The organism is Brotonthovivens ammoniilytica, assembly GCF_025566885.1.
GTDB lineage: Bacteria > Bacillota > Clostridia > Lachnospirales > Lachnospiraceae > Brotonthovivens > Brotonthovivens ammoniilytica.
In genome coordinates this window covers 49811-69418 of sequence record NZ_JAOQJQ010000001.1, presented here as the reverse complement: position 1 = coordinate 69418, position 19608 = coordinate 49811, and the positions used below count along the sequence as shown (strand labels likewise).

The 19608-nt window shown below is 45.4% G+C and carries 20 protein-coding genes; 1 reads left to right on the top strand and 19 read right to left on the bottom strand.

Annotated features, from left to right (window positions below; genetic code table 11):
* The coding region (locus OCV88_RS00335) for a cysteine desulfurase family protein (RefSeq protein WP_158424379.1) at window positions 1–1088 on the bottom strand (1088 nt) is incomplete at its 3' end.
* Window positions 1089–1155: 67 nt separating this feature from the next.
* Here OCV88_RS00335 and OCV88_RS00330 point away from each other — a divergent pair.
* Entirely contained in the window at window positions 1156–2451 is a 1296-nt protein-coding gene (locus tag OCV88_RS00330) for a polysaccharide biosynthesis protein (protein WP_158423666.1), read from the top strand.
* Here the strand turns inward: OCV88_RS00330 and OCV88_RS00325 are convergent.
* From OCV88_RS00325 to priA, 18 genes are all read right to left on the bottom strand, one after another.
* Window positions 2431–3600: a MalY/PatB family protein gene (locus OCV88_RS00325; protein WP_158423665.1), complete on the bottom strand. Its 1170-nt coding sequence runs from the start codon at window positions 3598–3600 to the stop codon at window positions 2431–2433. The genes OCV88_RS00330 and OCV88_RS00325 overlap by 21 nt on opposite strands.
* 350 nt (window positions 3601–3950) lie before the next feature.
* Window positions 3951–4508 (bottom strand): elongation factor P, encoded by a 558-nt coding sequence (efp, locus tag OCV88_RS00320; RefSeq protein WP_158423664.1) that lies wholly within the window; start codon window positions 4506–4508, stop codon window positions 3951–3953.
* Window positions 4509–4585: 77 nt separating this feature from the next.
* Window positions 4586–5029 carry a ribose 5-phosphate isomerase B gene (rpiB, locus tag OCV88_RS00315; protein WP_158423663.1) on the bottom strand — a complete coding sequence of 148 codons (444 nt, stop codon included), beginning with the start codon at window positions 5027–5029 and terminating at the stop codon, window positions 4586–4588.
* Window positions 5030–5068: 39 nt separating this feature from the next.
* Entirely contained in the window at window positions 5069–5626 is a 558-nt protein-coding gene (locus tag OCV88_RS00310) for a YqeG family HAD IIIA-type phosphatase (RefSeq protein WP_158423662.1), read from the bottom strand.
* Window positions 5627–5725: 99 nt separating this feature from the next.
* The gene (gene nrdR / locus OCV88_RS00305; RefSeq protein ID WP_158423661.1) at window positions 5726–6178 is read right to left on the bottom strand and encodes a transcriptional regulator NrdR; all 453 of its coding nucleotides are present in this window, start codon (window positions 6176–6178) and stop codon (window positions 5726–5728) included.
* A 36-nt stretch (window positions 6179–6214) separates the two neighbouring features.
* On the bottom strand, window positions 6215–6469 hold the full coding sequence (locus OCV88_RS00300; RefSeq protein WP_158423660.1) for a YlmC/YmxH family sporulation protein: 255 nt from the start codon (window positions 6467–6469) through the stop codon (window positions 6215–6217).
* 32 nt (window positions 6470–6501) lie between these two features.
* Window positions 6502–7602 carry a redox-regulated ATPase YchF gene (ychF, locus tag OCV88_RS00295; RefSeq protein WP_158423659.1) on the bottom strand — a complete coding sequence of 367 codons (1101 nt, stop codon included), beginning with the start codon at window positions 7600–7602 and terminating at the stop codon, window positions 6502–6504.
* A 109-nt stretch (window positions 7603–7711) separates the two neighbouring features.
* On the bottom strand, window positions 7712–8368 hold the full coding sequence (locus OCV88_RS00290; RefSeq protein ID WP_158423658.1) for a thiamine diphosphokinase: 657 nt from the start codon (window positions 8366–8368) through the stop codon (window positions 7712–7714).
* Between the two features lie 42 nt (window positions 8369–8410).
* Window positions 8411–9064 (bottom strand): ribulose-phosphate 3-epimerase, encoded by a 654-nt coding sequence (gene rpe / locus OCV88_RS00285; RefSeq protein ID WP_158423657.1) that lies wholly within the window; start codon window positions 9062–9064, stop codon window positions 8411–8413.
* 24 nt (window positions 9065–9088) lie between these two features.
* Window positions 9089–9967, bottom strand: coding sequence for a ribosome small subunit-dependent GTPase A (gene rsgA / locus OCV88_RS00280; protein ID WP_158423656.1), 879 nt, complete (start codon window positions 9965–9967; stop codon window positions 9089–9091).
* An 18-nt stretch (window positions 9968–9985) separates the two neighbouring features.
* Window positions 9986–12040 carry a Stk1 family PASTA domain-containing Ser/Thr kinase gene (gene pknB, locus OCV88_RS00275; protein WP_158423655.1) on the bottom strand — a complete coding sequence of 685 codons (2055 nt, stop codon included), beginning with the start codon at window positions 12038–12040 and terminating at the stop codon, window positions 9986–9988.
* Window positions 12034–12780, bottom strand: coding sequence for a Stp1/IreP family PP2C-type Ser/Thr phosphatase (locus tag OCV88_RS00270; protein ID WP_158423654.1), 747 nt, complete (start codon window positions 12778–12780; stop codon window positions 12034–12036). Before OCV88_RS00270 ends, pknB begins: the two co-directional genes overlap by 7 nt.
* Window positions 12781–12792: 12 nt before the next feature.
* On the bottom strand, window positions 12793–13827 hold the full coding sequence (gene rlmN, locus OCV88_RS00265) for a dual-specificity RNA methyltransferase RlmN (RefSeq protein WP_158423653.1): 1035 nt from the start codon (window positions 13825–13827) through the stop codon (window positions 12793–12795).
* On the bottom strand, window positions 13824–15131 hold the full coding sequence (gene rsmB, locus OCV88_RS00260; protein ID WP_158423652.1) for a 16S rRNA (cytosine(967)-C(5))-methyltransferase RsmB: 1308 nt from the start codon (window positions 15129–15131) through the stop codon (window positions 13824–13826). Before rsmB ends, rlmN begins: the two co-directional genes overlap by 4 nt.
* Window positions 15124–15840, bottom strand: coding sequence for a zinc metallopeptidase (locus OCV88_RS00255; protein WP_158423651.1), 717 nt, complete (start codon window positions 15838–15840; stop codon window positions 15124–15126). The genes rsmB and OCV88_RS00255 overlap by 8 nt, the downstream gene beginning before the upstream one ends.
* 2 nt (window positions 15841–15842) lie before the next feature.
* Complete coding sequence (gene fmt / locus OCV88_RS00250; protein WP_158423650.1) at window positions 15843–16793, bottom strand: methionyl-tRNA formyltransferase; 951 nt, start codon at window positions 16791–16793, stop codon at window positions 15843–15845.
* 1 nt (window position 16794) lies between these two features.
* Window positions 16795–17295 (bottom strand): peptide deformylase, encoded by a 501-nt coding sequence (gene def, locus OCV88_RS00245; RefSeq protein ID WP_158423649.1) that lies wholly within the window; start codon window positions 17293–17295, stop codon window positions 16795–16797.
* Between the two features lie 14 nt (window positions 17296–17309).
* The gene (priA, locus tag OCV88_RS00240; protein WP_158423648.1) at window positions 17310–19541 is read right to left on the bottom strand and encodes a replication restart helicase PriA; all 2232 of its coding nucleotides are present in this window, start codon (window positions 19539–19541) and stop codon (window positions 17310–17312) included.
* Between the last annotated feature and the right edge of the window lie 67 nt (window positions 19542–19608).

The following is a 19608-nucleotide window of genomic DNA, read 5'->3' as shown; positions in this document are numbered from 1 at the left end:
TCTTCTTTTGTATTCTCTTCTCCCAGCGTCATGCGCAGGGCTCCGTATGCTTCCTGATCTGTCCTGCCGATGGCCTTTAATACATGGGACGGTTCACTGCTGCCGGTGGAACATGCAGAGGCAGAAGAAACACAGATTCCTTCTATATCAAGCATGGCTGCCAGCGCCCCGCCGTCGATTCCCGGAATACAGATATTAACATTTCCCGGAAGCCTCCGGATTGGATGCCCGTTCAACACTGCCTCAGGCACCTCCTGTCTGATTCTTCGAATTAGGTAATCTCTGTGCTGGCACAAATGCGACACTTTCTCCGGCAGATTCCGGCAGGATAACTCTGCAGCCACTCCGATGCCCACAATACCCGGAATATTTTCTGTTCCTGAGCGCATCTGCTGCTCTTGTCCGCCGCCGGTCTGATACGGGCTGATTGTATTCCGATTTCTGATATACAAAAAGCCGATTCCTTTCGGCCCTTTAAATTTATGTCCGCTGGCAGTTAAAAAGTCTGCACGGCAGGCCCCGGGATATACCGGAAGATGTCCATATGCCTGCACGGCATCTGTATGAAACAAAACTCCCGCTCTAGAAGCAACCGCCCCGATTTCTCTGACCGGCTGCAAGGTGCCGATTTCATTATTTGCATACATAACAGAAATCAGAATTGTTTCCCTGCATATGGCGCGTTTCAGCTGAGCCATATTTACGCTTCCATAAGCATCCACATCCAGATAAGTTACCCGTCCTCCCTGTTTTTCCAGCTCCTTACATGTTTTTAAAATTGCCGGATGCTCAATTTTTGTAGTTATTATATGGTTTCCCTTTGTTTTCCGATCTTCAAAAACCCTGCGCAGCACCCAGTTATTACTCTCGGTTCCCCCCGAAGTAAAATAAATTGTATCCGGCGGCACCCGCATGGTATTTGCAATTTTTCGTCTGGCACTCTCCAGCGCTTCTTTGCTGTCATCCCCCAGCTCATAGCCAGAAGACGCATTCCCATAATATTTTCCATAATATGGAAGCATGGCTTCCACTGCTTCCGGATAAGGCTGAGTTGTGGCCGCATGGTCCAAATATATCATTCTGTCCATAGGATTCCTTTCTGCCTGTTCTTAATTTATCACATCTTCATATACTGTAAAAAAACGGAGTTTTTACGTGAAGAATCATTCTCTTTTTAAAAGCAGCCTGCTGGCCGGCACGATCCTTTTAACACTTACAGGAATCGTCAGCCGGCTCATTGGCTTCTTCTATAAAATATTCCTTTCAAGAACAATTGGTGCGGAGGCCCTTGGCATTTTTCAGCTGATATTTCCCGTCTTTGTATTTGCCCTGGCCATTTCCTGCGGCGGTATCCAGACTGCCATTTCACGATTTACAGCTGCCAGCGAAAGCAGAAAAGAAGCACGGCTTTATCTCTACCTTGGAACTGTGCTTTCTGTTGCGCTGTCGTTTCTCTGTGCCTTTGCAGTATATGAAAACGCAGGATTTTTAAGCCGTTATCTGCTGGAGGAACCCCGCTGTGAAGATCTGCTGCGTATTATGGCTCTGGCTATCCCTTTCGCATCTATACATAACTGTATTAACGGATATTATTATGGGCTGAAAAAAACCGCCATCCCTGCTGCTTCCCAGCTGCTAGAACAAATCATCCGGGTGGCGGGGGTCTATGTCATCTGCATGATCCTGACAGAGGAAGGAAAGGCTTTGACAGCTACCACTGCCGTCTGGGGGCTTTTCATCGGAGAACTGGCCTCCTCCCTGTTTTGTATCACAATGCTGCGCTTTAAAAAAGCCTCCGGCCAGGTCAGGCGTTCCTTTAAAAATCTGTGCTCCATGGCCTTTCCATTTACGGTTAACCGTATTGTACTAAGCCTGGCCCAGAGTCTTGAAACGATTCTGATCCCCATGAGCTTAAAAGACTTCGGATACAGTACTTATGATGCATTAAGCGTCTATGGCATCCTTACCGGTATGGTTCTTTCCACCATTATGCTTCCGGCGGTACTAAGCAATTCCCTGTCCGTACTTTTGCTGCCTGAGATTTCCAGAGCCCAGGCTTCCCGCCAGGAACGCCAGATTCAGCGCATTATAAAAAAGACCGTAGAACTTTCTGTTATTCTCGGTCTTTTGTGTACTTTTATTTTCCTGATCAGCGGTACTTTTGTAGGCCAGCAGCTGTTCCATAATCATCTGGCGGGCATCTACCTGAAAAACCTCTGCTGGATCTGTCCGTTTTTATTTTTAAGCAGTACCCTCTGCAGTATCCTCCACGGCCTTGGGAAACCCAAAACCGTTCTGGGCATCAACATCGGCGGCAGCTGTATCCGGATGCTCTTTATCCTGTTTCTGATTCCGCAGATGGGAATGAGAGGCTACCTTTGGGGCATGCTTGTAAGCCAGATTTTTGTATCTGCACTTTCCTACCGGAATTTAAGAAAAAGCTGCTTTTAACCGTTTCATGGCCTCTTTCAGGGTTTTGCGGGGAACGGCTATGTTCATCCGCATAAATCCCCGGCCTCCGGCTCCAAACATCGTTCCTGCATCCAGCCAGAGATTTGCACCATGCCGCATTTTTTCCTCTAATTCCCGGTCACTAAAATGGTATTCCCGAAAGTCCATCCAGATCAGATATGTGCCTTCTAGTTCTGTGAGTCTGATTTTGGGCAGATATTCGGCGAGAAACGTTTTTACATATTGATAATTCTGCTCCAGATAAGCAAGAAGCTCTGTAAGCCACACCTCTCCGGTCTCATAGGCCGTCTGGCAGGCTGCCAGCCCAAACATACCGGCTCCAAAGCTTGCGCAGGCATTTAGCTCCGTAAGGTACCGTCTCCTGAGCTCAGCATTGGAAATTATAATATTTGAGGCCTGCAGACCCGCCAGATTAAAAGTCTTGCTGGGTGCCGTACAGATTATGGAGCGTGCGGCAAACTCTTCCGGAAGGGTTCCAAAGGATGTATGCCAAAAACCTTTCCTCACAAAATCACAGTGGATCTCATCTGCCGCTGTCAGCACATCGTATTTTCTGCAGATCTCCGCTGCCTTCAGCAGCTCCTCCCATGTCCATACCCTTCCCACAGGGTTGTGGGGACTGCACAGCAGAAACAGTTTCACATGATGTTCTCTAATCTGGCGCTCCATAAGCTCAAAATCCATTTCATATCTTCCGCCAACCAGCTTTAACTGGTTATTGACAACTGTTCTGTGATTCCTCTGGATTACAGATTCAAAGGGATAGTAGACAGGCTGCTGAATCATCACACCATCCCCCGGATTCGTAAAAGCCCGTACTGCTGCTGCCAGGGCAAATACAATTCCCGGTGTGCTGATGACCCACTCCCGGTCAATCTTCCACTGAAAACGTCTGGAAAACCAGCTGCAGACAGCTTTATAATACCCATCTGTCCTTCCCGTATATCCGTATATTCCATGTTCCACCAGTTCCTTTAGTTTCTCCTTTACTTCCGGGACGGTTTCAAAATCCATATCCGCCACCCACATAGGAAGGGTATCCTTAGAAAAACCGTTTTTCTCTAAAAAGTCGTACTTCTCACTGGCAGTGCCCCTCCGGTCAATGATTTTATCAAAATTATAATCCATGATTCTCCCTTCCGCCGCAGTGCGATCCACAGTGGAGCGTTTTTTTACTCTATAGGAATCAGTACTTTTCAGCCTTATCACAACGCAGTATTTCCTATAGAATAAAAAGAATCCTGCCACGGCAGGATTCTCCGCCTGCGGCGGGTTGCGTAAGCAACATGACTCCCTTCCGCCGCAGTGTGATCCACAGCGGAGCGTTTTTTTACTCTATAGGAATCAGTACTTTTCAGCCTTATCACAACGCAGTATTTCCTATAGAGTAAAAAAAGAATCAGCGCCTTCAGACATTGAATCACTTCTCCGCCTGAAATCCGCTGAATCTGATTTACTCTGCCATCTGTCTGTTATCCTTAAACACGTGACAGATAATCGCCGCTTCTTGTATCAATTTTAATCTTGTCCCCCTGCTCTACAAACAGCGGTACATATACGGTAGCTCCGGTCTCAACAACTGCCGGCTTTGTAGCACCTGTTGCTGTATCGCCTTTAAAGCCCGGCTCTGTATCTGTAATTTCCAGCTCTACAAACATTGGAGGCTCTACCGCGAATACATTTCCGTTGTGGGAAAGCATTGTTACGTTCTCGTTTTCTTTTACAAATTTTAATGCGTCGCCAATGGCATCCTGTGCCATAGCAATCTGATCATAGGTATCTGTATCCATAAAATAGTACAGATCTCCATCATTGTACAGATACTGCTTCTCAGTTCTGTCAATACGTGCCTGGGGACATTTCTCTGTAGGACGGAATGTTTTTTCTACTACACCGCCGCTCTTAATATTTTTTAATTTTGTTCTAACAAATGCAGCACCTTTACCAGGTTTTACATGCTGAAATTCAATAATCTGAAAGATATTGCCTTCTAACTCAATTGTAATACCATTTCTGAAATCTCCTGCTGAAATCATCTGAAATCCTCCTTGCCAAATAATGGGCATAAAACTGCCCCTACTTTTAAATATTCTATAATAAACCCCTGGATATTTCAACCTTTTTCTTCAATTGCATGAATCAGATCAATACGCTTTTGGTGTCGTCCCCCTTCAAATTCAGCCCCCAGATATGCATCCACTATATCCTTTGCCGTTTCCATTCCTACGATTCTGGCGCCAAAGGCAATCATATTGGCATTGTTGTGCTGTTTCACCAGCCGGGCGGTGGTTGCCTCTGAACATACAGCTGCCCGTATCCCCTTTACCTTATTGGCCGCCAGAGAAATACCCACGCCGGTGCCGCAGATTAACACTCCGCAGTCTGCCTCTTTTGCCGCCACAGCTCTGGCCGCCCTCTCTCCGTATTCCGCATAATTGCAGCTTTCTGCAATATCCGTGCCCATATTAATTACTTCATGTCCTGCTTCCTGCAGATAAGAAACCAGCTCCCGCTTCATTTCCACTGCCGCGTGGTCATTCGCTATAACGATTTTCATACCCTTGTCCCTTTCACACTCTCATCTGATTTTGTTACATTATTTCCGGTATCGTTCATACAGGCTTATAGGTGTATCCTTACTCTTTTTTCCAAGCCGCTTCATATAGGAACGGTATCCCAGCAACACCACTGCCTCCAGCCGGCGTTTCAGCACAATTTGAATTTCCTCTTTCCAGTGTATTTTTTTTACCATAATTGTCCGGATCCCCGTCCTTTTGGCTCCAAAAATATCGGTAAAGATCTGATCACCGATAAATACGGTATTATCCTTCTTTGTATGCATCAGCTCCATAGCTTTTTCATAGTTTTTTACGGAAGGCTTGTGGGCATCAAATATATAATTGACATTTACACTGTCATTAAACATCTTCACCCTTGGCTCCTGATTATTAGAAAGCAGGCAGCAGCAAAATCCAAGCTCTTTTAAATGCAAAAACAACTTTTTTGCACGGTCATCTGCTGGTGCCCCATGAGTTACCAGTGTATTATCAATATCAAAAATCAATCCCCGGAATCCGTCCTCATACAGCCGGTCAAAATTAATCTTGTATACAGATTCAATATACATATCCGGATAAAACTTTTCAAATCCCATACGCTTATTTTTAACGTTCTTTCCTCTCTTATGGTTTTTTTCATAGATTTAGCCTAAACAGACACCCTATGGTATCTGCTTAGGCTACACGAAACAAATCTATTGGTTCAGCATTTTCTTTAATTCATTCATAAAGGTATTCACGTCCTTAAACTCCCGGTAAACTGACGCAAATCTGACATACGCTACTGCATCAATATCCTTTAATTTGTCCATTACCATCTCACCAATGACATTACTTGGAATCTCTTTTTCTTCTCTGTTAAAAATCTCCACTTCCACATCATCAATCAGCTGGCTGATCTGTTTGACAGAAACCGGACGCTTATGGCAGGCCCGCAAAACCCCGGCTTCTAACTTTGCCCGGTCATACTGCTCTCTGTTGTCATCTTTCTTAATGACAATTAACGGAATGGTTTCCACTTTTTCATATGTAGTAAAACGTTTTCCACATTCATCGCACAGTCTTCTGCGGCGAATAGAATAATTGTCATCAGCCGGCCTAGAATCAATGACTCTTGTGTTATCATTGCTGCAAAACGGACACTTCATCTGGTTATCCTCCTGTACCTTACTATTAAGTTCATTTTACATCCTGCACCTGACTTTTTCAAGACATACATCCACCAGAATAATATCCGGACCGATTTTTACTATCTTATCCCATCCAATGACATATTCGCAGTCTCTTCCAAACATTCCGAACCACCGGGCCGGCCCCCGGATCACCATAGCATAAATCTTGCCTGTACATTCATCAAACTCCAGGTCGTCCACGCAGCCAAGATTTTTGCAGTCTTTTACATTTACTACTTCTTTGTTATGAAACTCACATAATCGCATAAAAAACCGCCGTTTTTTATTATTATATGATACTACACGTTAAAACGGAACAGAATTACATCCCCGTCCTGCACAACATATTCCTTTCCTTCCAGTCCAACCAGACCTTTTTCTCTGGCTGCAGCCAGACTTCCCCACTCCAGCAGGTCTTTATAATTCACCACTTCTGCGCGGATAAATCCCCGCTCAAAATCAGTATGAATCTTTCCCGCCGCCTGAGGCGCTTTTGTTCCCTTTTTAATAGTCCAGGCTCTGGTCTCATCCTCACCGGCTGTCAGGTAACTCATCAGTCCAAGGAGGCTGTAGCTTGCCTGAATCAGCTTCTCAAGCCCTGACTGCGAGAGCCCAAGATCCTCCAGAAACATGGCTTTCTCATCCTCGTCAAGCTCTGCAATCTCCTGCTCGATCTGCGCGCAGATTACAAAAACACCGGAGCCTTCCCCGGCTGCCAGCTCCCGGACTGCCTGCACATGTGTATTCCCGGCTCCGTCATCCGCAAGATCATCCTCTGTTACATTTGCCGCATAAATAACAGGCTTTGCGGTCAGAAGATTATAAGAAGCAAACCATTCCTGCTCATCTTCATCCTCACTGACCTCATACGTCTTAGCAGGCTTTCCGTCTTCTAGATGTGTCTTTATGCTCTCAAGCAGCGCCAGTTCCTTAGCAAGCTTTTTATCCATTCTGGCGCCTTTAGCTGTTTTTGCAATTCTTCGTTCCAAAATCTCAAGATCTGAAAAAATCAGTTCCAAGTTAATGGTCTCTATATCTCTTGCCGGATCAATGCTCCCGTCCACATGTACTACATTGGTATCTTCAAAACATCTTACTACATGTACAATAGCATCCACTTCACGGATATTTGCAAGAAACTGGTTTCCCAGCCCCTCTCCCTTGCTGGCTCCTTTTACAAGACCTGCAATATCAACAAACTCAATCACAGCCGGCGTCACCTTTTTGGAATGATACATATCTCCCAGCAGCTTTAGACGCTCATCCGGTACCGCCACAATCCCTACATTGGGATCAATGGTACAGAACGGATAATTGGCTGACTCTGCTCCCGCTTTTGTCAGAGAATTAAAAAGGGTGCTTTTCCCCACATTGGGAAGTCCCACGATTCCTAATTTCATAATTCATCTATCTCCTTTGGTTTTATTTTCGCATTTCAGAGCCTGAAGGCTCCTGTTATCATATACTACAAAATCAATTCATTTGCAATGATTTACCAGTTCTCACAAATCAGTCCCTGGACTCTATCACAATCAGCAGTCCGCTGGTAAAGGTAATTTCAGCCTGTTTTTCTGTAATTTCATTGCTGACGCATCTTCCGTTTCCGGATGCCAGACAGAAATGCTCCAGCCCATAGGCAAAGCCGGTAAGAGTCAGTCCTTCTACCAGGGGAGTAAAAGGAATCAGTGAAACATAAGTTCCAAACTGTTCATCCTTTTTTAATACCAGGGGGCTGTCTATCATCCGTATCCGGTTATTTGCATCCACAAAATAACAGACTGCTCCGGCATCCAGGGCAGCCTTTAACAGCTGTATATTTCCAAGCACATGATCCAGCCTTGTCCCCGTTGCTCCCAGAACAGTAATTTCTTTACTGTCCCGCTTTAAAGCTTCGTGCAGAGCCAGCTCCGTATCTGTTTCATCTTTTTGAGAAGGATACCTGACAATCTTATGGGGACAGGTTCTTTCATATTCAGATAGAACTTCACAGGACACCGAATCAAAGTCCCCCACAATTAAATCCGGCTCCACTCCTGCTTTTTGGCAGAAAATAAGCCCTGCGTCTGCCGCAATGATAAAGTTGAATTTTTGTTTTTGCAGATAATCACCGGCAAATGCTTCATCTATGGCACCGCCGGTAATAATAAGTGTTTTTATACTTTTCATTTTTCCGCTTTCTAACTGCCTGTTTTCTATATCCAGACAGCATCACTGTTCCATAATTTTCAGGAAAGATTCTACATTCCGCCGGATATCTCCCTTAAAAACAGCAGTTCCGGCTACAATAATATTGGCTCCCGCATCCATGATCTCCCGGACATTGTTTAGGTTTACCCCTCCGTCCACTTCAATATCAATCTGCTGGCCGCTCCGGTCAATTTTCTTTTTCAAATCCCGGATTTTTTCTGTTGTATACGGAATATATTTCTGCCCGCCAAATCCTGGATTTACACTCATTAACAGAACCATATCCAGTTTTGGCAGAATATAATCCAGAACAGACAGCGGTGTCGCCGGATTTAAAGCAGCTCCTGCCAGCACCCCGGTCTCTTTAATTGCCTCAATGGTCCGGTCCAGATGGCCGCACGCTTCCGTATGTACGGTGATAAGATCCGCTCCGGCATCCACGAAATCGTCAATATAGCGAACCGGCTCTTCAATCATAAGATGTACATCAAAAATCCGGTCACTGCAGGGACGAATGGATTTAATCACCGGAAGCCCCATAGAGATACTGGGAACAAAATTCCCGTCCATTACGTCAATATGCACATACTGGGCGCCGGCTTCATCTAGCAGCACCACCTGCTCTCCTAAGCGGGCAAAATCGGATGCCAGCAATGATGGTGATAAACAATTCATGATAATGATATTCTCCCTGTAATTTTAGTATCGTTTTTTATCTTTTAGTTCCTGAAAAATTTCCACATAGTTTTCATAGCGGATCCGGCTGATTTTTCCTTCAGACAGTGCCGCTTTCACTCCGCAGTCAGGCTCGCTGATATGACTGCATCCGGTGAATCTGCATCCGGACTCATACCGGGCAAATTCCGGAAAATATGCTCCAAGCTCCTCTTTTTCAAAACGGTCTACAGAAAGAGAGCTGAAACCCGGCGTATCTACAATATAGGTGCCTTCCTGAACAAAAATCAGCTCCGCATGCCGGGTGGTATGCCGTCCCCGCTGAATTTTTTCGCTGATCTCACCGGTTTCCATTTCTGCCTGGGGCGCTAACAGATTAATCAGCGAAGACTTGCCTACTCCGGAAGGCCCCGCCACGGCAGAAGTCTTACCAACCAGTGCCTGTCTGATTTCTGAAATACCTTCCTCTTCCTTTGCGCTGACAAACAGAAGCTGATATCCGCTTGTCTCATAAGCTTCCTTCAGCTTTACAAGCTCTGTCTCTTTTACCAGATCCATTTTATTAAAACAGATGACAGCCGGTATCTTTTGATACTCCATCATAATTAAAAAACGGTCCAGCAGATTAAAATTCGGCTTTGGCTTTACTGCCGCAAATATAACAACTGCCTGGTCAATATTAGCTGCCGCCGGCCGGATCAGCGTATTTTTCCTGGGCAGAATCCGGATGATATTACCGGTTTTTTCTGTCTCACTGATAACAGTAAATTCCACATCATCCCCCACCAGCGGTTTGATATTTTCTTTCCGGAAAATGCCCTTTGCTTTACATTCATAGATACCGGATTCTGCTGCATGTACATAGTAGAATCCGGCAATTCCTTTTATAATTTTTCCCTGCATAAAATGATCCGTGTACTGTTAATTTAAACGAGTAAAAGTTACCTTCTTCTCCTGAACATCCGTCTGGCTGCGCCCGTCTTCCGTTGTATAATACCAGATAATCTGCAGCGTTCCGCCGGACTCTCCTTCAATATCTGTTACATTGATGCTGTACGGGAACTTAGTAACACCATCCCAGGAACGAATCGTATCACCACTGCTGTCCAAAAGCTCAATATCTGCAGATGTAACCGTTACATTGGACGGCGCGCTGATATTGGCTTTATAGCCGTAAATCGGAGTTGTATCCTCCGGTCCTTTGCTGACAACCAAGTCTACCGTATCCCCTTTGTCCAGATATTTTCCGGAAGATGTGCTCTGCTCCATAACCTGGCCTGCAGGATAATCATCACTGTAATCCTGTGATACCTTGCCCACATTCAGTCCTGCATCTTTTAAGGCCTGTTTTGCCGCATTCTCTGTTTTTCCAAGAAGAGACGGCACTTTTACTGTTTCAGATCCCTGGCTTACATAAATCGTAACTGTTTCACCCTTTTTCAGACTGGTTCCGCCTTTTGGATCCTGGCTGATTACTTTTCCTGCCTCCACATCACTGTCATACTTAAATTCTCTGCTGGCTTTAAATCCCGCATCGCTGATTTTCTGCATGGCAATTTCTGAAGCATCGCCTGCAACATCCGGCACCTGGCCTTCCTCTTCTTCGTCAGAAGCACATACTACCACTTCTACTGTGGTTCCTTCTTCTACCTGCGTGCCTTCCACCGGATCCTGGCTGATAATCTGCCCCTCTTCATATTTATCGGAAGGTTCTGTATCTATCTGCTTCAGTTCAAGACCCATTCCCTTTAATTTTGTTTTTGCTTCATCAAAATCCATTCCGGTAATGTCAATCATCTCCACTGTCTCTTTTTTCTCTTCCGATACAGAAACAGGTTCCTGATTTTTATTCTTAAACGGACTGAAGTGGAAGACACCCATAAAGGAGCCTATGAGATAGATAACAATAATGGCGATAACAATAGCAGCTACAATTCCCATAATGGTAACTGCTTTTTCCATTTTCGGATTTAAAAATCCGCCCTTTCCCCCATCCTCTTCTTCGTCCTCTTCATCCTCGTCTGTATCTTCTTCCTCCTCATATTCTTCATCGGCGGGCTGTCTGGATGTTTTCTGCTGGATTTCATCAACCTCATCTTTGCTGATTACCCGGGTCTTATCATTGGCCAGGGGAACCATTGTTACAAAATCTTCATTGGGGCTTAGCAGAGCCTTTCTTAAATCAATTAACAGGTCGTCAATGGTCTGATAACGACGGTCCGGGCTTTTCTGCGTACATTTTAAAATAATCTTTTCAAGACTGATGGGCAGCTCTTTGGCATAAGCGCTTGGGGCCACCATCTCATCCTGAAGATGCTGGATGGCTACCGCAACCGTGCTGTCCCCGTCAAAAGGCACTCTCCCGGTTACCATTTCATACATTACAATTCCAAGAGAGTAAATATCGCTTCTGTTGCTGACATATCCGTTTCTGGCCTGCTCCGGCGATGCATAATGAACAGAGCCCATAACATCTGAATGAATAGTATTGCTACTGGCCGCTCTTGCAATTCCAAAATCGGTAACCTTTACTTTTCCTTCTGTAGAAATAATAATATTCTGAGGCTTGATATCTCTGTGTATGATATTTTTCGCATGTGCAGCCTGAATCCCTCTGCCTACCTGGATAGCAATGCTCAATGCTTCTTTAAAGGTCAGCTGTCCTTTCTTTTCGATATAAGTTTTCAGCGTAATTCCTTCTACATTTTCCATAACAATATAATAATTGCCGTTCTCACATCCAACATCATAAATATTTACGATGTTTGGGTGCTCTAGTCCCGCTGCAGACTGAGCTTCCGTCCGGAACTTTGTCACAAATGTACTGTCTTCACTAAATTCCTGCTTTAATACTTTAATGGCAACGAATCTTCCCAGTGTGTGATCCTTTGCCTTATATACATCAGACATTCCGCCTGCGCCAATTTTGCCGACAATCTCATATCGGTCCGCTATAAACATCCCATTCTCTAACATTCTGCCACCTCATCTGAATTCGGTTGAAATACTATTACGGTTATATTATCTTTTCCACCATTCTTATTCGCCGTATTTACAAGACTTTCCACTTTTTTATCCAGGCTTACGCCAGGTTCATTTAAAACAGAAAGCATGTCTGTATCCTCTATCATATTCGTCAATCCGTCCGTACACATCATTACCTTATCTCCGGGCTGCAGCGGCACTTCAAAAAAATCAATTTTTAACTCCTCCTCCGCCCCTATGGCCCTGGTAATGATATTTTTATCCGGATGGCTCCTGGCTTTTTCTTCATCCAGCTCTCCCATCCGAACCATTTCCTGCACCAGGGAATGATCTTTTGTGATCTGTCTGATCTCATCTCCTACGACATAAAGTCTGCTGTCACCAACATTGGCTACATATAACTGAGCCCCATTTGCAGCAGCCGCTACAATCGTCGTTCCCATTCCCGCCATTTTTTCATGCTCCTTTGCATAGAGAAGCAGCGCTTCATTGGCAGATAGAATGGCAGATCTTAAAATACTGACCGTATCCTGTTCTTTACATTCTGCTGCTGTTTTCACAATAGTTTCTACTGTAAAACGGGAAGCAAATTCACCGGCGTTGTGGCCGCCCATTCCGTCCGCCACAATAAAAAGGTTCGGTAAATTTCCAACAGGTTCTTCAGAGGTAAAGAAATAATCCTGATTCATTTCACGGGCAATCCCAATATCTGTCAGGGAATATGTCTCCATAATTCTGATCGCCTACCTTTCCGTATATCTTTTCCTTAATTGTCCACAGGCACCGTCAATATCCCGGCCCATTTCCCTTCTAATAGTAACATTTATTCCGTATTTTTCAAGTTTATTTTGAAACCGCCGGACTGCTGCCTCCTCAGGCTGGACATAGGTTCTTTCTTCTACCGGATTCACAGGAATCAAATTTACATGACAGTTTATATCCCCGATTAGTTCTGCCAGCTTTGCGGCATCCCCGGGACTGTCATTGACTCCTGCTGCCAGACTGTATTCAAAGGTAATCCTTCTTCCGGTCTGTGCAAAATAATATCTGCAGGCCGAAAGGACTTCTGACAGCCCATAGCTGTCCGCCACAGGCATCAGACGCCTTCGTGTCTCCTGGCTGGAGGCATGAAGAGACAATGCCAGGGTAATCTGCAGTTTCTCATCTGCCAGCTGAAGCATCTTAGGCACCAGTCCGCAGGTAGATACCGTAAGATTCCTCTGGCTGATGTTCAGCCCATTCTCATCTGTTAAAAGCTGTATAAACTTCACAAGATTATCATAGTTATCCAGGGGTTCTCCCATTCCCATGACAACTACATTGGAGACACGCTCTTTTGTATCTTTCTCAATCCGGTAAATCTGGTCTAACATTTCCGCCGGCGTTAAATTCCGCACAAGACCATCCAGAGTAGATGCGCAAAAACGGCAGCCCATCCTGCATCCCACCTGTGAAGAAATGCAGACAGAGTTGCCATGCTTATATCTCATAAATACACTTTCTATTCGATTTCCGTCTGATAATTCAAACAGATACTTTTTCGTTCCGTCAATCTTTGAGGTCTGGACAGTTACAATCTTTAGACAGGTAAATTCACAAACCTGCCAAAGATGCTTTCTATATGCTTCTGATATATTAGTCATCTCATCCAAAGATGCAATCTGTTTCTGATGAATCCACTGATAAATCTGTCCGGCCCTAAACTTTTTCTCTCCGGTCTGAAGAATAAATTCTTCCAGTTCCTTTTTATTCAGTGATTTGATATCTGTTTTTTTCATATGTTTTCTTTCTTAAATTTAGCGGTAAAAAACCCGTCGGTAAAACGGTCCGGAAATGTCTGTTCCATAGCAAGCAGCCGAAACTGAGGATACGTTTTTTCAAACCACCCGGCATTTTCTTCATTCTCCTGAGGATTTACCGTGCAGGTGCTGTAAAGAAGCATCCCCCCGGGCTTTACATAGTTATGTACCACAGATAAGATCTGCCGCTGCAGGGCGGCCAGTTCCTCCATTGTTTCCGGTTTCATACGGTATTTAATATCCGGCTTCCTGCCAATGACACCAAGGCCTGAACAGGGCAGATCTGCAATTACGATATCTGCTTTTTCCATAGAATCCGGATCCGGCTTTAAGGCATCCTGACATACCGCCCGCATATTGGCAAGTCTGCACCGCCGGATATTCTCTTCTATCAATTCTACTTTATAAGGCGTCAGGTCTCTAGCCTCCACCATCCCGGTGCCCATAAGCTTTTCCGCCATATGAGCGCTCTTTCCTCCCGGCGCCGCACAGACATCTATCACATAATTATTTTCAGAGACTTCCGCCTGCTCCACCGCCAGCATAGAGGCAGTATCCTGCACATAAAACTTGCCTTCCCGGAAGGATGGCAGGCTGTCTAGTGTATCATAACCAAAAAGAAACATTCCATAATCCACCCTGGGATTTTCCAAAACCGTAACCCCTTCTGCCAAAAGCTGTGCTTTTAGCTTCTCTGGTGTTGTCAGCGTCAGATTTGTCCGCACGGAAGTTACGGAAGGTGCAAGAAAGCTTTCAAAACTCTGTCTGGCATTCTCATATCCGTAATCTGTGGTCCACTTTTCTGCCAGCCACATTGGCACAGAATATTGCACTGATAAATATTCCAGCGGATTTTTATCCGGATCCGGAAAATGGAGCTGTGAAAGATTCCGGCTGATATTGCGCATAACGCCGTTTACAAATCCCTTCAAACCGCCAAACCCTTTTCTTACCGCAAGCTTTACCGCTTCATTGCAGGCTGCCCGATCAGGCACCGCATCCATATATTTCAGCTGATATACTCCCATCCGGAGAATATTGCGGATTACCGATTTCATTTTATTTACTTTTGTTTTAGAAACCTGATTGATCATATAGTCCATTTCAATCAGGCGTTCCAAGGTTCCTTCGCTGACTCTTAAAATAAATGCCCGGTCCTGCTTTGGCAGATACCGGTATTTATCAAGCACCCCACGGATTGCAATATGAGAATATTCCTGTTCCCGTGTCACCTGCAGCAAAATCTCCAGAATCAGCTCTCTTGTATTGACACGATCAGTCATCCCGTCTTCCTCCAAACAGGATCAGCAGTCTTAATAACTGCAGAATAATGGCCGCCGCGCTTGCCACATAGGTCATAGCTGCAGCTCCCAGAACTTTTTTCGTCTGCCTTAGCTCGCTGTCGCCTAAAATACCTGTTTTCTCCAGTATCCTTACTGCCCTCCCGGACGCATTAAACTCAACCGGCAGAGTTACAAGCTGAAACAGTACTGCAAAGCAGAAGAAAACAATTCCTACCTTAATCAAAACCGGGCCGCTGAAAATAATCCCGATAATAATCAGCGGCCAGGCCAGTGTAGATCCGATATTAGCTACCGGAACAATGGCTCCCCGGATGGTCAGCGGGGCATAATTGTTGTGATGCTGTATCGCATGTCCGCATTCATGAGCCGCCACCCCAACAGCCGCCACAGAGGCAGAATTATATACGCTGTCTGAAAGGCTTAAGGTTTTATTTCTAGGATCGTAATGATCATTAAGATTTCCGGATATATGCTGCACCCGTACGTCTCTGATTCCTGCGTGGGCAAGAATCCGCTCCGCCGCCTGGGCCCCGGTCATCCCGGACATACTTCTCACCTGAGAGTACTTATTAAATGTTGTCCGCACTCTAGCAGATGCAATCAGGCAGATCACCGCTCCGATAATAATTAAAATATAGGTCGGATCCCAGAAAAAACCGTATCCGTATCCCAAACCGTATCCATACATATTTACACATCCTTTTCACTTTGTAAGCCAAGCATCGCTCCCGGTTCTACCGAATAGCCCCGCAAAAATGCATCTGTGTGCATTCTTTTTTTTCCTTCCAGCTGCACTTCCAAAAGCATCAGCTGGCCGTCTCCTGTCTGCACGGCAATCATGTCTTTTTCAACTGCCGTAACCATGCCGGCAGGCTTACCGCTGTTCTCCTCTTTTACCTGTGCCCGCCAGATCTTTAACGTTTTCCCATCCAGCATAGTATATGCACTGGGCCACGGATTTAATCCCCGGATCAGACATTCAATTTTTTTTGCAGGCTGGTCCCAGTTTATAAGCCCCAGCTGTTTTTTTATCATTGACGTATGAGTAGCCGCCTCATGATCCTGAGGGGTATACCTGGCCGTCCCCTGTTCAATTTCCTTTACTGTTTTTATACAAAGCTGTGCTCCTGCATGGCTTAAACGCTCAAAAAGACTGCCGCCGGTTTCATCCTCATTTAATATAATTTCCGTTTTTAAAATCATATCTCCTGTGTCCAGACCTTCGTCCATGCGCATGGTTGTAACACCGCTTACCGTCTCTCCATTGATCACTGCCCACTGAATAGGCGCTGCTCCCCGGTATTTGGGCAGCAATGAGGCGTGCACGTTCACACAGCAGTATTTAGGCATATCCAGTATTTCTTTTGGAAGAATCTGTCCGAATGCCACTACTACAATCAGATCGGGATGAAAAGACTTTAAATATTCTACACATTCCGGTTCACGGACTCTTTTGGGCTGGTATACTAAAATGCCGTGAGCCAGGGCAGCCTCCTTTACCGGCGGCGCCTGCATGGACTTTCCTCTTCCCTTTGGCTTATCCGGCTGGGTAACTGCCAGTACAATTTCATGTCCCGCATTCAGTAAAGCTTCCAGCGTTCCAACAGAAAAATCCGGCGTTCCCATAAATATAATCCGCATATTATGCCTCCTCTTCCTCCTGTTCAGGTTCGTCTTCCACATCGTAGTTCACATCATGAACTTCGCCCTCTACTTTTTCCACATACATATGACCGTCCAGATGATCTGTTTCATGACAGATTGCCCGGGCCATCAGTTCTTCCCCTTCGATCTCGCACAGCTGCATTTCTTCATTATAGAAACGGGCTTTTACATAAAAAGGTCTTGTTACTGCCCCTGATTTTCCCGGCAGGCTCAAACATCCTTCTTCACCGGTCTGGCTGCCGGATGCTTCCATAATTTCCGGATTGATCATTACAACAGGACCTTCTCCGATATCAATGGTAACAATTCTTCTAAGCACCCCCACCTGTGGAGCCGCAAGCCCTACTCCATTGGCCTCATACATCGTTTCCAGCATATCCTCTATTAGTTCTCTGATCCGCGGGGTAATCTCTTTTACCGGTCTGCAGGGCTTTGTAAGCACCTCATCTCCCATAATCCGAATCTCTCTTGTCGCCATTTTATATTTCCTCCTTAAAAACCATTCATTGGATTAAAATCAAACTGTACAGCGCCCTTCTCAAAGGACCTGCTGTTTTTTATAAATAATTCCAGGGTATCCTTGACAGATACCAGACAAGAATAATTTTCCTGTTTTAAATAGATTACTTTTCTGTAAATATCATTTACCTTCGCCACCGCAGGATCCGCCGGACCTATGATCTGCAGAAAACGGATATTCATATCCAAAATCCGCCCCTTTAACAGTTCTGCCAAAGCCGCTGCTTCCTCTTCTTTTGGCGACGAAATATGAATAACCAGCAGGTTCCATACCGGCGGATACCGCATGAGACTCCGGAACGCAATTTCCTGCTCAAAAAACCCCTGATAATCCTGTTTCTTTGCTGCCTGTATACTGTAATGCTCCGGCTGATACGTCTGTATCACCACTTCTCCGGGTTTTGAGCCTCTTCCGGCTCTGCCGGCGGCCTGGGTCAGCAGCTGAAAAGTCCGCTCCGCCGCCCGATAATCACTGACATGCAGGGAAAGATCCGCCGCCAGCACACCTACCAGTGTCACATTGGGAAAATCGTGCCCCTTGACAATCATCTGGGTGCCAATGAGAATATCCGCCTCCCTGTTGGCAAAAGCAGATAAAATTTTTTCATGTCCGTCCTTCTGTCGTGTCGTATCCAGATCCATCCTAAGAGTAACCGCCTCCGGAAACTGCTCTTTTAAATATGCTTCTATTTTCTGAGTTCCCGCCTTAAAGGTCCCGATATATTTAGAACCGCATTCCGGGCAGGTATGTATGGCAGGCTGCTCATATCCGCAGTAGTGGCAGACCATTTTCCCATTATTATGAAGGCTCAGCGACACATCACAGTGAGGACACTTTACTACAGCTCCGCAGGAACGGCAGGACACAAATCCGGCCACACCTCTCCGGTTAATAAACAGCATAATCTGTTCCTTTACTGCCAGCCGCTGCTCTATCAGTTCCCGCAGCCTGTCACTTAAAATCGAGCGGTTCCCTTTTCTTAATTCTTCCCGTAAATCCTCTACATATACTTTTGCCATAGGACGGGACTGTATTCTACCAAGCATCTCATAAAGCTGATAACGGCCCTCTTTTGCGCTCTGGTAACTCTCCACAGAAGGCGTCGCCGACCCAAGAATCACACAGGCGCCGCTTACAGCCCCCCGCCATACAGCAGCTTCCCTGGCGTGGTATCTGGGCACGGTCTCACTTTTATAGGAGGCCTCATGCTCCTCATCAATCATAATAAACCCAAGATTTGAAAAGGGTGTGAACAATGCGGATCTAGGACCGATCATCACATCCAGCTCCCCGGCCTTTGCCCGTTCATACTGGTCATATCGTTCTCCGGCGGACATTCTGGAGTTCAGAATTGACACTCTGCTGCCAAACCGGCGGTAAAAACGCATAACAGTCTGAAAGGTTAACGCAATCTCCGGGATCAAAACAATGGCCTGCCGGCCCTCCTTTACTGCATTTGCAATAAGCTCGATGTATACTTCCGTTTTTCCGCTTCCTGTCACCCCGTGAATCAGGCTTGGCCTTGTATCTCCCTCCGCCTTTCTGGCTAGAATATCAGATACAATCCTTTTCTGAGTATCATTTAAAGACACTTCTTTTTGATTGGTCTTTACTTCCCTGATCGGATTTCTGTAAGTGCGTATAACTTCAATTTCCAATACATCCGCTTCCTCAAGAGCTCTGACCACCGCCGCCGTCACATTGAGTTTTCTTGTTATGACCTCATAGGGCAGCTGTTTGTTTTCCATCAGCTCCTTTAAAAGCCTTGCCCGGGCCGTCCGGTGTTTTTTCTGAAACTCTTCTAGCAGATCTAAAGCATCTGAAACAGACATTTTCAATTTAACAATCCGCCGTTCTTTTTTAGTTTCTATCTTTTTCACCGGAAGGACTGTTTTTAAAGCCTGGTTCATGGTTCCTCCATAATTTTGACGAATCCAGGCCGCAAATGCAATCATCTGTGCTTCGGCAGCAATGCTGCCTGAAACAACCTCCGCTATTTCTTTTATTTTAGATCTCTCAAACTCCGCCTGATCCGTGACTTCCACCACGTATCCGCACCTTAATCCGTTTCCCCGGCCAAAGGGAACACGCACCTTAACCCCTGCCTGTATCTGTTCCTGCAGCTGCTCTGGTATCTTATACTGAAAGGTCTTATCTACCTTTTCGTGTGATATATCTATAATTATATTGGCAAACTGCGCCATTTACTCACCGCCAGTCATTATTTCAGTTTATTATATGATAGAAACCTTCCGGTGTCAAAGGCCCCGT

Bases quoted from the DNA above. Each gene is read 5' to 3' on its own strand.
- OCV88_RS00310 (WP_158423662.1), bottom strand. From the start codon at position 5,626: ATGGGATTTGAAAAGTTTTATCCGGATATGTATATTGAATCTGTATAC.
- rsgA (WP_158423656.1), bottom strand. From the start codon at position 9,967: ATGCAGGGAAAAATTATAAAAGGAATTGCCGGATTCTACTATGTACAT.
- nrdR (WP_158423661.1), bottom strand. From the start codon at position 6,178: ATGAAGTGTCCGTTTTGCAGCAATGATAACACAAGAGTCATTGATTCT.
- OCV88_RS00325 (WP_158423665.1), bottom strand. From the start codon at position 3,600: ATGGATTATAATTTTGATAAAATCATTGACCGGAGGGGCACTGCCAGT.
- OCV88_RS00300 (WP_158423660.1), bottom strand. From the start codon at position 6,469: ATGCGATTATGTGAGTTTCATAACAAAGAAGTAGTAAATGTAAAAGAC.
- OCV88_RS00270 (WP_158423654.1), bottom strand. From the start codon at position 12,780: ATGGAGACATATTCCCTGACAGATATTGGGATTGCCCGTGAAATGAAT.
- priA (WP_158423648.1), bottom strand. From the start codon at position 19,541: ATGGCGCAGTTTGCCAATATAATTATAGATATATCACACGAAAAGGTA.
- ychF (WP_158423659.1), bottom strand. From the start codon at position 7,602: ATGAAATTAGGAATCGTGGGACTTCCCAATGTGGGGAAAAGCACCCTT.
- rlmN (WP_158423653.1), bottom strand. From the start codon at position 13,827: ATGAAAAAAACAGATATCAAATCACTGAATAAAAAGGAACTGGAAGAA.
- fmt (WP_158423650.1), bottom strand. From the start codon at position 16,793: ATGCGGATTATATTTATGGGAACGCCGGATTTTTCTGTTGGAACGCTG.
- OCV88_RS00290 (WP_158423658.1), bottom strand. From the start codon at position 8,368: ATGAAAAGTATAAAAACACTTATTATTACCGGCGGTGCCATAGATGAA.
- rsmB (WP_158423652.1), bottom strand. From the start codon at position 15,131: ATGACTGATCGTGTCAATACAAGAGAGCTGATTCTGGAGATTTTGCTG.
- rpiB (WP_158423663.1), bottom strand. From the start codon at position 5,029: ATGAAAATCGTTATAGCGAATGACCACGCGGCAGTGGAAATGAAGCGG.
- OCV88_RS00255 (WP_158423651.1), bottom strand. From the start codon at position 15,840: ATGTATGGATACGGTTTGGGATACGGATACGGTTTTTTCTGGGATCCG.
- efp (WP_158423664.1), bottom strand. From the start codon at position 4,508: ATGATTTCAGCAGGAGATTTCAGAAATGGTATTACAATTGAGTTAGAA.
- pknB (WP_158423655.1), bottom strand. From the start codon at position 12,040: ATGTTAGAGAATGGGATGTTTATAGCGGACCGATATGAGATTGTCGGC.
- rpe (WP_158423657.1), bottom strand. From the start codon at position 9,064: ATGAATTGTTTATCACCATCATTGCTGGCATCCGATTTTGCCCGCTTA.
- def (WP_158423649.1), bottom strand. From the start codon at position 17,295: ATGGCGACAAGAGAGATTCGGATTATGGGAGATGAGGTGCTTACAAAG.